Source organism: Algimonas arctica (assembly GCF_014652695.1).
Classification (GTDB): Bacteria; Pseudomonadota; Alphaproteobacteria; order Caulobacterales; family Maricaulaceae; genus Litorimonas; species Litorimonas arctica.
In genome coordinates, this window is sequence record NZ_BMZH01000010.1 from 101,358 (window position 1) to 114,636 (window position 13,279).

At 55.8% G+C, this 13,279-nt stretch carries 14 protein-coding genes; 6 read left to right on the top strand and 8 right to left on the bottom strand.

Annotation, left to right across the window (positions count from 1 at the left end; all coding sequences use genetic code 11):
- Nucleotides 1-36 precede the first annotated feature (36 nt).
- Both IE105_RS11785 and IE105_RS11790 read right to left on the bottom strand, forming a co-directional pair.
- The gene (locus IE105_RS11785) at nt 37-1,317 is read right to left on the bottom strand and encodes a hypothetical protein (protein ID WP_189498710.1); all 1,281 of its coding nucleotides are present in this window, start codon (nt 1,315-1,317) and stop codon (nt 37-39) included.
- Complete coding sequence (locus IE105_RS11790) at nt 1,310-1,606, bottom strand: ArsR/SmtB family transcription factor (protein ID WP_189498712.1); 297 nt, start codon at nt 1,604-1,606, stop codon at nt 1,310-1,312. Before IE105_RS11790 ends, IE105_RS11785 begins: the two co-directional genes overlap by 8 nt.
- Nucleotides 1,607-1,813: 207 nt before the next feature.
- Here IE105_RS11790 and carA point away from each other — a divergent pair, with 207 nt between their 5' ends.
- On the top strand, nt 1,814-2,980 hold the full coding sequence (carA, locus tag IE105_RS11795) for a glutamine-hydrolyzing carbamoyl-phosphate synthase small subunit (protein WP_189498714.1): 1,167 nt from the start codon (nt 1,814-1,816) through the stop codon (nt 2,978-2,980).
- Here carA and IE105_RS11800 read toward each other — a convergent pair.
- Together IE105_RS11800 and IE105_RS11805 are read right to left on the bottom strand one after the other, a co-directional pair.
- Nucleotides 2,977-4,005, bottom strand: coding sequence for an NAD-dependent epimerase/dehydratase family protein (locus IE105_RS11800; RefSeq protein ID WP_189498716.1), 1,029 nt, complete (start codon nt 4,003-4,005; stop codon nt 2,977-2,979). The genes carA and IE105_RS11800 overlap by 4 nt on opposite strands.
- Nucleotides 4,006-4,014: 9 nt before the next feature.
- On the bottom strand, nt 4,015-5,193 hold the full coding sequence (locus IE105_RS11805; RefSeq protein ID WP_189498719.1) for a hydroxymethylglutaryl-CoA reductase: 1,179 nt from the start codon (nt 5,191-5,193) through the stop codon (nt 4,015-4,017).
- Between the two features lie 198 nt (nt 5,194-5,391).
- On the opposite strand from IE105_RS11805, the gene IE105_RS11810 reads away from it, so the two are divergent.
- Nucleotides 5,392-5,793: a hypothetical protein gene (locus IE105_RS11810; RefSeq protein WP_189498721.1), complete on the top strand. Its 402-nt coding sequence runs from the start codon at nt 5,392-5,394 to the stop codon at nt 5,791-5,793.
- A gap of 45 nt (nt 5,794-5,838) precedes the next feature.
- Here the strand turns inward: IE105_RS11810 and IE105_RS11815 are convergent, their stop codons facing one another.
- The 4 genes from IE105_RS11815 to IE105_RS11830 all read right to left on the bottom strand — a co-directional run bounded on the left by IE105_RS11815 (nt 5,839) and on the right by IE105_RS11830 (nt 9,344).
- Nucleotides 5,839-8,472 (bottom strand): DUF2339 domain-containing protein, encoded by a 2,634-nt coding sequence (locus IE105_RS11815; RefSeq protein WP_189498722.1) that lies wholly within the window; start codon nt 8,470-8,472, stop codon nt 5,839-5,841.
- Between the two features lie 9 nt (nt 8,473-8,481).
- Nucleotides 8,482-8,766 (bottom strand): membrane protein insertion efficiency factor YidD, encoded by a 285-nt coding sequence (yidD, locus tag IE105_RS11820; RefSeq protein WP_189498724.1) that lies wholly within the window; start codon nt 8,764-8,766, stop codon nt 8,482-8,484.
- Between the two features lie 132 nt (nt 8,767-8,898).
- Nucleotides 8,899-9,102 carry a hypothetical protein gene (locus IE105_RS11825; protein ID WP_189498726.1) on the bottom strand — a complete coding sequence of 68 codons (204 nt, stop codon included), beginning with the start codon at nt 9,100-9,102 and terminating at the stop codon, nt 8,899-8,901.
- 65 nt (nt 9,103-9,167) lie between these two features.
- A complete protein-coding gene (locus tag IE105_RS11830) occupies nt 9,168-9,344 on the bottom strand; it encodes a hypothetical protein (RefSeq protein WP_189498728.1) in 177 nt (58 codons plus the stop codon).
- Between the two features lie 161 nt (nt 9,345-9,505).
- On the opposite strand from IE105_RS11830, the gene IE105_RS11835 reads away from it, so the two are divergent.
- The 4 genes from IE105_RS11835 to IE105_RS11850 all read left to right on the top strand — a co-directional run bounded on the left by IE105_RS11835 (nt 9,506) and on the right by IE105_RS11850 (nt 13,189).
- On the top strand, nt 9,506-10,060 hold the full coding sequence (locus IE105_RS11835) for a tetratricopeptide repeat protein (protein ID WP_189498730.1): 555 nt from the start codon (nt 9,506-9,508) through the stop codon (nt 10,058-10,060).
- Between the two features lie 74 nt (nt 10,061-10,134).
- Nucleotides 10,135-10,668, top strand: coding sequence for a bifunctional 3-hydroxydecanoyl-ACP dehydratase/trans-2-decenoyl-ACP isomerase (gene fabA, locus IE105_RS11840; RefSeq protein WP_189498732.1), 534 nt, complete (start codon nt 10,135-10,137; stop codon nt 10,666-10,668).
- Nucleotides 10,669-10,679: 11 nt separating this feature from the next.
- Nucleotides 10,680-11,909, top strand: a complete 1,230-nt coding sequence (gene fabB / locus IE105_RS11845; RefSeq protein WP_189498745.1) for a beta-ketoacyl-ACP synthase I — start codon at nt 10,680-10,682, stop codon at nt 11,907-11,909.
- A 2-nt stretch (nt 11,910-11,911) separates the two neighbouring features.
- A complete protein-coding gene (locus IE105_RS11850) occupies nt 11,912-13,189 on the top strand; it encodes an AlbA family DNA-binding domain-containing protein (RefSeq protein WP_189498734.1) in 1,278 nt (425 codons plus the stop codon).
- Nucleotides 13,190-13,279 lie beyond the last annotated feature (90 nt).

Consider the following 13,279-nt stretch of genomic DNA (forward strand, 5'->3'; position numbering starts at 1 on the left):
ATGCGGCTTCGTTCTTTGACCGAACACAGAGGAGCGTCAGGGACATGAGGCCGATGAATCAGACCCCAAAACAGGGCTGCAATCAAATTCTGCACCTGTTGGAATAACGGCGGCCAACCCGCCGCCTGCGGTGCGCAAATTCGTTGTCTGCCCTTGATATATCCGCGCGGCATAGAGGATCGCGTTGCCGTTATAGGTGTAAACCCGCACATCGAACTTTAACGCGCGTCTCTCTCCGTCGACGGTCACAGCGCGGACAGGCGGCGCGACGAGGTCTTGAGCGATAAATCCGCCCTCTAGGATTTCGCCCCATACTTTTTTCGTGAGTTTCGCGCCTCTAAACGCGCCGCGACTGCCGAACCCCGCCTGCGGCTTAAAGAATAATTGCTTGCGGGCGGCCCACATCTCTGTGGCGTTACCCGTCGTGACGGCGATCGTTTTCGGGATCGCGGCCAGCGTCTCTATCTGCTCCGCTGTCGCGCCAATTTTGGCTAAATAATCTGCGTCACTCAAGAGAATGAGATTGCGCTTATCCGCGTAGAGCGCGTGATGATGCGGCGCGGGGGTGATGACGGCGGCGTCCGTATCATAGGCGGCCCGAATGACGGCATTGGACGGGTCGGATAAATCGAAATCGGTCAGGCGGTTATAAACAAGGTCGATAAGATCGTCCCCCAAATAGAGCCGACCCTCCGCCAATCGAAAGGCGCTGGGATCGGCAATCACGATCGTAAGCCCGGCCCGCTCCAATATGGTTTTCGCCAAACACATGTCTGGAAAATGATATTGCGTGTCAGGGTTTTCATCTACAATTGCGATTGTTTTAAGCGCCGATGTGCGACCAGAGGCGGTCCATTCGGTTAGAAACATGTCGAGGATTTGGGTCAAGAAATTATCGCTGGGACCGCGCACAACCTGCTCGATCCGATCAACAATAAAAGCCCCACCCGCATTGGAGTTTATCTCAATTAGGCGGGGGCCCTCTTCAGTAATGTGAAAATCATACCCCATGAAAACGCCGTTCGTATGGAATTGACGATGGGTCGCGTCGAGCAATGGAGACCGTTCACGGACGGTCTCAACATATTTTGGGTGCCGGATAACGTCTTCAATGGCGCGGACTTGGGTCAGCATTTGCGTCAAAATTAGCGGGGCTAAAAATATCGTTGTGCTGGCAAAATAATGGGGTCGCTCGGACAGCATAGCCGCCATGTTTATCGCCGCATCTTGCGTCACAATATCGTCCATGATCGCCTCACGCGACACGGGCCAACAATAACAATTGCTGTTCAAGGCAAGTGCATCGCGATCACTCATCACGCACACCAGTACAGCAATCTTCCATCAGAAAAGAAATGAGCCGCTGGAAACGGTCAAAGTCTGCCACGTAAATCATGCGCTTGCCGCGACGGTGGGATCTGACCAGCCCGCTATTCGACAGCACCAAGAGTTGCGCGGACGCTGTGCTGGCATTGATGTTTTCAGCCTTGGCCAAATCCCCTGAAGATATGCCCGGCGGCCCGCACTGGATTAGGCGGCGGACGAGGGACAAACGTCCGTCGTGGGCGATGGCGGTTAAGCATTGAATGGCGGCCGGTTGTTCCATAATTTAACATTCCATGAATTCATAAAATGAATCAAGCGTTGAATGCTGTAAGATGCAGCAGAGCCGAACGACGGCCCGCCTCAGAGCCGCATGGCCCGATATACGCTTTTGCATCTAACCTGCGAACGGTCCCACCTGCCCGCTTGCGAATCCGAACGGTGTCCGTCATAGGACGCGCCTAGCGGAGCCAAGCTAGGACACCCGATTATGAGCGTAGATTTTATTCCCGATCCAGCCCCCACGGCTGTGCTGGTGCTGGCCTCTGGCGAGGCCTTTTATGGCATCGGTATTGGCGCCACGGGCGCGGCTGTTGGCGAAGTGTGTTTCAACACGGCGATGACGGGATATCAGGAAATTCTGACGGATCCGTCTTATGCGGCGCAGATCGTTACCTTCACTTTCCCGCACGTTGGCAATACCGGCACCACGGATGAAGATGAAGAAGCCACGACGCAAGAGGCGCGCGTTGCGGCCCGCGGCGCGATCTTCCGCGCGGCTGTGACACCGTCGTCCAGCTGGCGGTCTGAGGGTGAACTGGGTGCATGGCTGTCCGCCCGCGGCATCATCGGCCTGTCCGGTATCGATACACGCGCGCTAACCGCGCACATCCGCGACCACGGCATGCCCAATGGCGTCATCGCCCATAATACGGACGGCACATTCGACCTTCCCGCCCTGACCGAACAAGCTCGCAGCTGGAACGGCCTTGTCGGCGCAGACCTCGCCAAAGACATGGCCGCAAACGCGCCCTTTGATTGGCGACAAGCACGCTGGCAGTGGGGCGAAGGCCATGTCGATAAAGAGGGCGCGAAGAAAGTCGTGCTGATCGATTATGGCGTGAAGCGGAATATCTTACGTAACCTCGTCAGTTCCGGCCTCGCCGTGACGGTCGTGCCGGGCTCAGCGTCTGCCAAAGACATTCTCGCGCTGAAACCGGACGGCGTCGTGCTGTCCAATGGCCCCGGCGATCCGGAAGCCACGGGCGCATATGCCATTCCGGTCATTCGTGATTTGATTGCCGCGGACATGCCCCTGCTCGGCATTTGCTTAGGCCACCAATTGTTGGCGCTGGCGCTCGGCGGTAAAACGGTGAAAATGGTGCAAGGTCATCACGGCGCTAACCATCCGGTTATGGATCACACCACAAACAAAGTTGAAATCGTCTCGATGAACCACGGATTTGCCGTTGACGCGAACAGCTTGCCCGACACGGTTGAGCAAACTCACGTCAGCCTGTTTGATGGTACGAATTGCGGCATTCGCCTGATCGGCAAACCCGTCTTCTCCGTCCAACACCACCCCGAAGCCAGCCCCGGCCCGCAAGACAGTTTCTATCTGTTCGACCGGTTCGCCGACGCCGTTAGAGCGGCTTAGCCTTCCAACTCGACGGCCCCGAGCGCGACTAAATCCCGTGCGGCAGCCAGCACGCTTTCTTTGGCTGGGCGTGGGACGACACCAGTTAAGCTGGTCACATAGGCGGCGTCGACATCGTGGAAAATGCCCAAGTCCGGCAGGATCCCTTTGACCCGATCATCGAAGATCGAGATCAGGCGTAGGGCGAAGTTCGGCAGTTCAGATTTTGGCAGTTTCGCAGCCGGATATTCGGCGCGTAAAATTGCAACAATTTCCTTGAACCACAGCGTATTACCCGCGCCAATCAATCGCCGTCCACCGACACCCTTTGCCGTCATCGCTGCGACATGGAGGGACGCGACATCGCGGACATCACTAATCGGAAAAGCGATTTTCGGGATCGCGGGCAAATTACCGTTCATCATATCGCGGATCAACGCGAGCGATGTGCCGCCATTGTCATACGGGTCCGGCCCAAACACGAGCCCCGGATTGACCGTGACCAATTTCTTCCGAAACCCTTGCGCGTCTGCATAGGCCCAGGCGGATAATTCAGCGCGGGTCTTTGACACGGGATAGGCGGTCATCGGTTTCCAATCGGGATCGGACCAATCTTGTTCAGTAATCGTCATCTTTTTACCGCGTCCGGGCTGCCCCATCATGGCGGCGGTCGAGGAGGTCATAACAACCCGCTCGACCCCGGCGGAAAAGCCGTTTTCGAGCACGCGTTGCGCCCCCGCGCGGGCTTCGGGCACCAGTGCTTCGCGGTCACTTGGCGCCTCAAAGGGAAAGGGCGAGGCAATATGCTGGATATAACGGCAATCCTTGACCGCCTCTTTCCAGCCATCATCAGACCCGAGCTCGGCTTGCACCAACTCCACCTCAGAAATATCAATGCCCTTTTGCGCCATCGCGTCGAGGACACGGCGGCCTTTCGCCTTATTTCGGACCGTTCCGCGTACGCGGTAGCCCTTTTCCAGCAGCTTGCCCGTGACGTGGCTGGCGATATATCCGGTGAGACCGGTGACGAGAACGAGATCAGACATAAGACCCGCTTAGCGGTTTCTGCCCAGTTCGTCATGTGAAGACACCCAATCACCCGCAACAATCGCCGATGAGAGCGATAATTCACCCGCCAGCACTGTGGCTGCTGTGATTTCCAGCAGCCGCCCGACCATGCCTTTGCCGTTTTCCTCGCCGACGCAGCCCATCATATCCAGACATTCGCGCTGGGTCGGCAATCCAGTCCCGCCGCCAAAGGTCGCCATAATCAGGCTTGGCAAGGTCAGCGACCAATAGAGCGAGCCATCATCGCGCAAATCAACATAGGAAATCGACGCTTGGCTCTCGGCCACATTCGCCGCGTCCTGCCCCGTCGCGATAAACAAAGCGGCGAGCGCATTGGCGGCGTGGAGGCCATTGCTGGACGTGCCCGCGAGCATCCCGCCCGTATGGGACACATTGCGCACACGGAACAGTTGTTGCGTTGTTGCTCGCATCAACTGTTTGGTCTTCTCTGGCTCCAGCACGACTTCGGCGACAACCCGCGCGCCGCGCGAATGCAGCGTGTTGAGCTGGCTATGTTTCTTATCCGTGTCGATCGCGCCGGACAGGGTGTAGCCCTTGAGCGGCCCTTTATAAGCCTCGGCAATCCACTGACAGGCGGCAAAGGCCGCCTTGCCGCACATGTTTTGGCCCGCCGCGTCGCCCGTGGTGAAATTCATTCGTGTATAGAGCATCGCGCCGACCGAATATTTTTCGATATGCGACAACTTACCGACCGACGTCGTCGTTTCCGCCGCGCGTTTAACCCCGTCGAAATTCGCGTCCAGCCAGACGCCAAAATCCCGCGCGTCCCGCGCGCCGTCAAAATGGAACACTGGCGCGCGTTGCATGTAACGCTCGACAATCGTCACGGTCACGCCGCCGCATTCCCGCAACAGACGCATGCCGCGATTATAGCTTGCGACCAAGGTGCCTTCGGTCGTCGCCATCGGCACAAAGACTTCCCCGTCAATATGCTCACCATGCACCAGTAATGGCCCCGCCAGCCCAATCGGCACCTGCGCCGCGCCCATCGCTTGTTCAATATTTCCCGGCAACAGTGCCGGGTCGATAGAGGTCTGCCCGACATGATGAAGCACTGTGCCCGATTGCTCCGTCGCAAAGTCCCGCCGCGCCGCCATCATTGCGTCCGTGTAATCGTTTTCTTTATCACGTGGGATGCGGGTCATAGGGCAAGTCCAATCAGTGTTTAGCCGATCCTACAGGCCTAAATGGGTCTGTGCCAACGCTGAAAAGCGATGAATGCCAATTTGGTATAAATCGATAAATTCGAGCGCCCAAGAATCGAGTTGCGTCGGAACCCCTAAAATATTAATCATACTTATAAAATATATGATTCGAAAAGTGCGTATGGATAAGGCTATAATGTGTTCAGCGTCCTTTTGATTGATGATGATTTATCCGAAGAAGCGATAGTCAGACGCATTCTAAAGAGTCTTACAAAAGGGAATTTCGAACTCGATTATTCCGCATGGTGTAGCGAAGCGACAGATCACCTTAATCGCCGTCACTATGATCTCGTGCTCCTTGATAATCGTCTGTCAAACCGCATCACGGCGCGGCTCTCAGCGCCGACACTTAAACAAACTAAACACCCGTCACCCATCGCCATCATGTCGAATGATATTGACCCTTTATATTTGTCATCACCGTCAATTTTAGGAGTCGATTTTATTTTCAACAAAATCAACCTGATTGAATTTCTGTCCGATCGAATTTCCTATGCCGGTATGAATGGGACCGAACTCGCGTTTGACAAAGCTGGGTGACATCCGGCCGGTCAACGGAATTCAATACCGTATCAGCATCAACGATTAGGTGTCGACCGGATCAGCTGACGACTTCACCAAAACGGTCTGATACAACCGCCCGATCCCAATCAGCACAATCCCCAGCCCGATAAACGAAACCGCGCGGAACGCGCCGTCGAGGGCGGACATATCGATTAAGAACACTTTGAGCGACGTCAGGGTGATCAGTCCAGCGGAGGCGAGACGGAGATCGCGGCGACCTGTCTTCATGCCCGCCAAGAGTAAGCCGATCCCCGTAAGCAGCCAAACGGCAGAGACAGCGTAAAGCTCACCATTACCCCATGGAACTCTGTCCATGGCGATTACCTCGCCTTGGGCAAAACGCCGGATTTGCGCCGTCGTCCAGCCAAGCCAGCTCACCCCCGCCAAAGCGCCGAGGGCGCGGACGAACCAGACGGGACGAAGACCGGAAAACCGTAAAGCCGCACCGCCGAGCAAGAGTGCGGGCGCGAGATAGCCCAGCAGTAAGCTGTTAAAGACGGGATGGCCGTTAATCACAGTGTCCACATTGATCAGCGGGTTGAAGATGAACAATTGCGCGACCACGAAGATCAAAAGGCTCAACCCCGAAACGCCCAACGCCAGTGTGGGTACGATAAAGCGCCACGGCTCACGGCCCGCTTTTGGCCAATCGGTCAAGCCACCCCGCAGCCAACTGGCGCCAAAGAGCACGGCAAAGGCGACGAGTAGCTGCACGGCATAATCGGCAAACCCCGGCGTGGCCGTCAAGTTCCCGCCATTCATCGCGTGGTGGATCAGCAGGACGATGAGGAGCAGAGCGAACACAATCGTCCCGCCGAGCAGCGCTTGCGAGGCGAGGTCAACGCGGCGACGGCGGAACAAGACTGCGCCCACGGCGCAGATGGCGGCGGGCAGACCGAAATAGAGCCAGAGTTCATTTAGGCATGGGGTGGTGAAGATGTAGGTCGCGGAGTCTTCGACCGCGACTAATGCCGCCAGCCCTGCGGCCCCAGCGAGGAGAACGGGCGCGAGGCGGATTTCTGTATCGTCGCGACCCGATCGGCACATAAGGACCAAGCCAATCATTGCAACGAATCCAACACTGAGGATGCCCGACACTACGGACAAATCAGGCATCTCATAATTATATAATCCGAATGTCGATATCAGCCATAAAATCCCGGTTGCCCAGATCGCGCCGCGGACGACTGAGAGCCGCTTTTGTCGCAATGTTGCGACGCCAAAGAGGCCTGCCACGGCGAATTGAGGCCAAAGGTCAATATCCGACACACCCAGCATGACGATCGCAATAACACCGCCCACGAGCGTGAGGCCCATGGCCCCCCGGTCCGACGTCAATCGGTTAGCCACGGACAAAATTGCGAGGGCAAAGATCGCCGCCAGCGCCAAGAGCGCCAAGAGGAGAGGCCACTCAAAAGAGGCAATATAACGTAATCTATTGGAAACAAACAAGGTCGTGAAGAGGACACCACCCAAGGGCAAAAGCAACCAGAACCGATCCGCATCAACGCGAATTGCTGTCGTAATAAGACCGAGCAGATAGGCATAAGGCAGCGCGTATGCTATCCACCACACAGAATCCCCCCCCAACATCACCAAGGCCGTCAAGACAGCGATTCCGCTCCAGCCAATCCAGAGCCATTGGCGTCTGCGCGCGCCGTCCGACCCGCGGATTATGTCGGCTAATGTCAAAATGCTCACACCGACCACACTCAATGCCCAAATGGAGAACTGCAGTTCATTCCAAGCGTCGCCCAGCAAGATCGTGAGCCAGACGGTCGCCCCGACCAACGCCGCCGCCCGCAGCCACGGCCAGTCTTGCTGCCTCGCGACCCAGAGCGCTGCGCCTGTGATAAGGGCGACATAGGCGACCACACCGAGATAGCTGGGCGTGACACTGCCCACGAGCAGCGGCACGGTGAGCGCGCCGATGAGACCGATGGCAGCGAGCCACGGTCCACGCCGCAGCGACAACCCCATAGCGCCGACGGCAATGACGGCCATCAGGATAAATGCGGCCAATGTGCCGAGCAAGCCATAGAGCGCATGCGCCGCATAGACGGCGCCAAACAGAGTGAATACGCCGACGGCGGCCAGAATGGCAGGGATATCGGCCTTGGCCGCCAACGCCTTGCCGACGGGTGTTTTTATATCGCGGCGAGCCATCCACTCGGATAGTCCAAGCGCGAGCAGACCCATCAGGACCGCGACGCTGATCCGCATTATCGGCGTGAGCATCCCCGCCTCGATTGTGTAGCGCAGCAAGAACACCGCCCCGAACAACAGCGCCAATCCGCCGATCCAGACCGAGCCTTTCGCGCCGAGCAGCGTTTCTAAGTCAAGCTTGGGTTTTGGGGCGGGTTTTGGTTTTGCCGGTATTTTAACGGGAGGGTGTGGCGGCTGCCACGACGATGGGTCGGAAGCCGTCTTGCTCGGCGCGGACGCGCGAGCGGGGGCCGGAGCCGCTACAGGTTTTGGCGGGGCCGTCACGGTTTGAGCGGTCGGCTCACTCACAGTTTCTTTATCGCGGTTGAGAAGAAACTCTGTTTTTCGTTCCAAGGTCGCGATGCGGGTCTGCAAACCATCAATCCGGCGCAGGGCCATCCAGCCCACCGCAATGAAACCGACCACGAGAAAAAGGACTAAGCTTTCCATACTGTGTTCCTACCGCCAACGCCCATAGCGCCACGGCGCATACCACGCACCGTTAGTGACCTCAGGGACAGGGTCGTGACCACAGGCGCCCCACGGCTGACACCGCGACAGGCGCGCCAGCCCCATCCAACCGCCCGCCCAAAAACCATGGCGGCGCATCGCGTCGAGCGTATATTGCGAACAGGTCGGCGCATAACGGCAGCGCACCCCGACCGCGAAAAAGATCGGGGACAGCGTGAGCTGATAAATTCGGATCAACCCGCTTGCGAACCAGATATGCGGACGAAACGTCATGCGTAAAGGCTAACGGTTCCATGCGGGCGCGCAAAGATTTATATTTAAGCCCAACCCCGAAACCGATGATCGCAATAGGCCTTCATAGCCGAGTTGTGTCGCCCATGGCCCAAAACCCTGCTCGAAATGACTCTAAACGGGAGAAAACGGGTCAATAAGAATGGCGCGCCATTCGCCCTTACAGATGCTTTTTGTCACCCAGCGACAGCTTTGCATGCCACTGCCAACATAAGTGCAATCATATGTTTGGGTGGAGCAACTCATCGCGCGGCTCATATCTTGCAGGCCCTGGTTCAGAGTATAGGGCGTTTCGCCTGTCGCTTCATCAGGCTGCATTTTAGACCCAGACGGCCATTGATTACAGCTTTTCCCTTTGTTTTTTTCGTATTGAAATGCCCAACCTACATCCGCATCTGTAGCAGCCCCACTGCCCCCATCATGATCTGGATAATACGGTCATACTCGACTTCGGATGAACTGGCGGAGCGGGTCGGATTGGACCAGGCATTCTCCCGATCCTTGGCGGTTTGTTTGGCCTCTCGCTCGGCTTTGTTCGCCTTTTCAATCTCCCATTCCACGAGCTCGGCTTGACGATAATCCAGTGCGCCTTGCGGGCGGCGTCGCGTTTATTGCCGAGAGTGCGGCGTAATCTCGTTCGTGCGTCTCGGGTTTGGGTGTCGCCCAAACCATCGCCTACGCCGTGATTTCTGAAATTTGCGAAAATGTGTTATGAGAAGTCATGAAAACATTTTTGCTGGCAGCAACAATCGCCCTTTGCCCGGCGCTCGCCCATGCGCAAATGGTGGTTCTCGGCCAAGGTGCGCCGCAATCCTGTTATCAATCGGCGAAGACGGGGGATCTTGGGTCCCTCTCCGCGATCCGCAATTGCACAGACGCGCTAGACGGCTTTTTGGTGAGCCAGGACGAAGCGGCAACCTATGTCAATCGCGGCGTGCTACAGATGCGACGCGGGAATCACGATAAGGCCGTGATGGATTACCAAAGCGCGCTGAAGATTAAACCCGATCTGGCCGAAGCCTATATCAATTACGGCGCGGCGCTCTTCTATCAAGGCGAGTATGTGCGTGCGCTCGAAGCGTATAATACCGCGCTCTCGCTCGAAACCGACAAGAAAGCCGACGCTTTGTTCAACCGCGCGCTGGTCTATGAGCGTATGGATAACCCCAAGGGCGCCTATTACGACCTCAAAGCCGCGCTCGTCTTACGCCCGGATTGGCCGCAGGCGCGCGACTCGCTTGAGCGCTTCACCGTGACACGCCGACAGCAGAGCTAAGCGACGTGCACATGATCCACGGAAGTGGCGGGCTCACGGCTTGCCAATTCCGCGCTGCGCTTTAAACAGGCCGGATGATAAAGATTGAATCTTCCTACGATTATGACGACCTGATCGTCTCTGGTAATGAGTCCCTATTCGGGCCGGGCAATGCGAAGCTGCCGCTTCCGCCGATGCTGATGATGGACCGCATCGACAAGATCGCGGACACAGGCGGCGCCTACGACAAAGGCGAGATGATCGCCTCGCTCGATATTGACCCGTCGCTCTGGTTCTTCGAATGCCATTTCAAGGACGATCCGGTGATGCCGGGCTGCCTTGGCTTGGACGCCATGTGGCAGCTGGTCGGCTTCTGGCTCGGTTGGACCGGCGGCACAGGCCGCGGCCGCGCGCTCGGCGTTGGCGAAGTCAAATTCACCGGCCAAGTCACGCCAGACGTCAAAAAAGTCCGCTACGAAATCGACATTAAACGCGCCATCCGCCGCCGCCTCGTGCTCGGCATTGCCGATGGCCGCATGTATGCGGATGACGAGCTCATCTATCAGGCCAAAGACCTGCGCGTCGGCCTGTTTGTCGCAGAAGAAACCTCAAGTGGGGACGCAAAATAATGGCTACCGAACTGCGCCGAGTCGTTGTCACCGGCATGGGCATCATTTCCTGCATTGGCAATGATCGCGACACGGTCGCCATGAACCTGAAAGCCGGCCACTCCGGCATAGAGACCGACGCCGATATGGCCCAATATGGCTTTCGCAGCCAAGTCTCCGGCCGTCCGGCCGATACGTCCGAGCAAGCCAAAGACATCATCGGCAAACGCTCGCTTCGCTTTATGGGCGACGCCGCCATCTGGTCCGCGCTGGCCATGCAACAGGCGATCGACGATGCCAAACTGACCGAGGACGACGTTGTCAATCCGCGCACCGGCATCATTGCCGGCTCCGGCGGCCCGTCGAGCCTCGAGATCGTGCGCGCCGCCGACATTACCCGCAAAAACATGAGCCCCAAACGCATTGGGCCGTTCGCCGTCCCCAAAGCGATGAGCAGCACGGTCTCGGCCACGCTCGCCACCCATTTCAAGATCAAGGGCGTCAACTTCTCCATCACCTCGGCCTGCACCACCTCGCTCCATTGTATCGGTACCGCGTGTGAGCAGATCCAATGGGGCAAGCAGGACGTGATGTTCGCGGGCGGCGGCGAAGAGCTGGAATGGTCCATGTCCAACCTGTTCGACGCCATGGGCGCGATGAGCAGCAAATATAACGACACACCGAAACAGGCCTCCCGCGCGTTTGACAAAGACCGCGACGGCTTCGTCATTGGCGGCGGCGCGGGCATGTTAGTGCTGGAAGAGTATGAGCACGCGGTCGCCCGCGGCGCAAAAATCTACGCTGAAATCGTCGGCTACGCCGCGACCAGCGACGGCCACGATATGGTCGCCCCGTCAGGCGAAGGCGCCGAACGCGCCATGCGCATGGCGCTGGATGATGCAGGCCTCAAAACGGTCGATTACATCAACCCCCACGCCACAAGCACCCCCGTCGGCGACATTGCCGAAACCAATGCGATTGAACGCGTGTTTGGCAAAGGCACCGCTGGCCCGCTCGTCTCCGCCACCAAATGCCTCACGGGTCACTCCCTCGGCGCAGCGGGCGTGCAAGAAGCCATCTATACACTCCTGATGATGGACGGCGGCTTCGTCGCACCCAGCATCAATATCGACGAGCTGGACCCCGAACTGGGCGAGATCAACATCGCTCGGACAATGGTCGAGACGGATGTGACCACGGCGATGAGTAACTCGTTCGGTTTTGGCGGGACGAATGGGAGTGTGATTTTTAGGCGGGGTTAAATATGGATTTATATAGAATTTTAGAAGAAGGGATATTTCCTTCAGATGAAATAGCTTTTGTAAAAGGATTGCTAAATCCTAGCGAGGCGAACTTATTAGCACAAGAATCTGAAATTTTAGATTATAAGGAGAATTTCCCAGAGAGTTTCTCATCTGATTTTGGCGCGTCAATAATACGACTATGTATTGGATTTCATAACTCTCATGGAGGCTTCATTTGCTTCGGAGTTAATGATAAAACACGATTGCCGTTTTGCGGAAAAGCCAATGTTGATATTGAAAGGTTAAATAAAAAAATTATTGAGGTCTGTTCTCGAGAGCTTCGGATAAAGCATTTAGCTTTGCCTGCAGTGGGAGTTGATATCCTTCTCTGTCCAAAACGACCGTCAAATAAATCGCCCGTTTACTTAAGCAAGCCTATAGGTAAATATTCTGAAAAATCATGCTGGCGAAGAGTGAACCAAGAAGTTAGACTAATTGAAGGCCGGGGAGCAAAATTACTTCTTTCAGCCAGAAATCATGACGAAAGAAATCAGAGCGGTGAAAACGAGGTTTCTAACCCATATCCCGCCAGCCGTTCAACGATAGAGTCCTTTATCGGACGAACAGATTACCTTATAAAACTACACGAATGGCTATTAAAAAAACGAGATAAAGTAGCCTACCTCTACGGTCGCGGAGGCAGCGGTAAGACAAAAATTGCTTACGAATTTGGCGACATAATACATGCTTTTCCCAACGACAACCCTATTTCCTCTAAGTCACCCGCGACTAAGGTGTTATTTTTGTCTGCAAAAGAGAAAGAGTTACGCACCGCTGATGCAACAATTCGTGATATAGCTAAAACCGGGTTTGGAACGTCAGATGAATTGTTTAAACGCATTGTTTTTGAAAGTGAGCTGGCGAATAATCACCCCATGTTATTCGATTATACCTCAGAGAAAATTGAAGATTTGATGTTTGATGCTTTTGATACAGAGAGCTTTTTAATAATTATCGATGATATTGACACCCTCACAACAAAAAACCAAGAGAGCGGCCTGTCGGTTCTAGGCGAAGCCGTATCATCGGCAAGCTTCCCATCGAAAATTTTAGTGACCCAGCGGAACCGTCCAATTGATGCGCTTCGTAACGCAATACACGTAACCGGTTTCAATAAGAAAAGTGACTTTCGAGCCTTTTTGTTAAAGTGTTGTGAAAAATTTGAGACCGATTACCCAGATAGCTCTGAGGAGACGCGCTTACTCAAAATTTCAGAAGGTATACTGATGTGCCCCTAGCTTTGTAGACACCTTGTTGGGTAAAACTGGAAGCAAGGAGAGTGTCTTATGGGCAGTCGCATTCGATATACAGAAGAGTTTAAATTAGGG

Bases quoted from the DNA above. Each gene is read 5' to 3' on its own strand.
- IE105_RS11835 (WP_189498730.1), top strand. From the start codon at position 9,506: ATGAAAACATTTTTGCTGGCAGCAACAATCGCCCTTTGCCCGGCGCTC.
- IE105_RS11825 (WP_189498726.1), bottom strand. From the start codon at position 9,102: ATGCAGCCTGATGAAGCGACAGGCGAAACGCCCTATACTCTGAACCAG.
- IE105_RS11815 (WP_189498722.1), bottom strand. From the start codon at position 8,472: ATGGAAAGCTTAGTCCTTTTTCTCGTGGTCGGTTTCATTGCGGTGGGC.
- IE105_RS11800 (WP_189498716.1), bottom strand. From the start codon at position 4,005: ATGTCTGATCTCGTTCTCGTCACCGGTCTCACCGGATATATCGCCAGC.
- IE105_RS11805 (WP_189498719.1), bottom strand. From the start codon at position 5,193: ATGACCCGCATCCCACGTGATAAAGAAAACGATTACACGGACGCAATG.
- carA (WP_189498714.1), top strand. From the start codon at position 1,814: ATGAGCGTAGATTTTATTCCCGATCCAGCCCCCACGGCTGTGCTGGTG.
- yidD (WP_189498724.1), bottom strand. From the start codon at position 8,766: ATGACGTTTCGTCCGCATATCTGGTTCGCAAGCGGGTTGATCCGAATT.
- IE105_RS11790 (WP_189498712.1), bottom strand. From the start codon at position 1,606: ATGGAACAACCGGCCGCCATTCAATGCTTAACCGCCATCGCCCACGAC.
- IE105_RS11850 (WP_189498734.1), top strand. From the start codon at position 11,912: ATGGATTTATATAGAATTTTAGAAGAAGGGATATTTCCTTCAGATGAA.
- fabA (WP_189498732.1), top strand. From the start codon at position 10,135: ATGATAAAGATTGAATCTTCCTACGATTATGACGACCTGATCGTCTCT.
- IE105_RS11785 (WP_189498710.1), bottom strand. From the start codon at position 1,317: ATGAGTGATCGCGATGCACTTGCCTTGAACAGCAATTGTTATTGTTGG.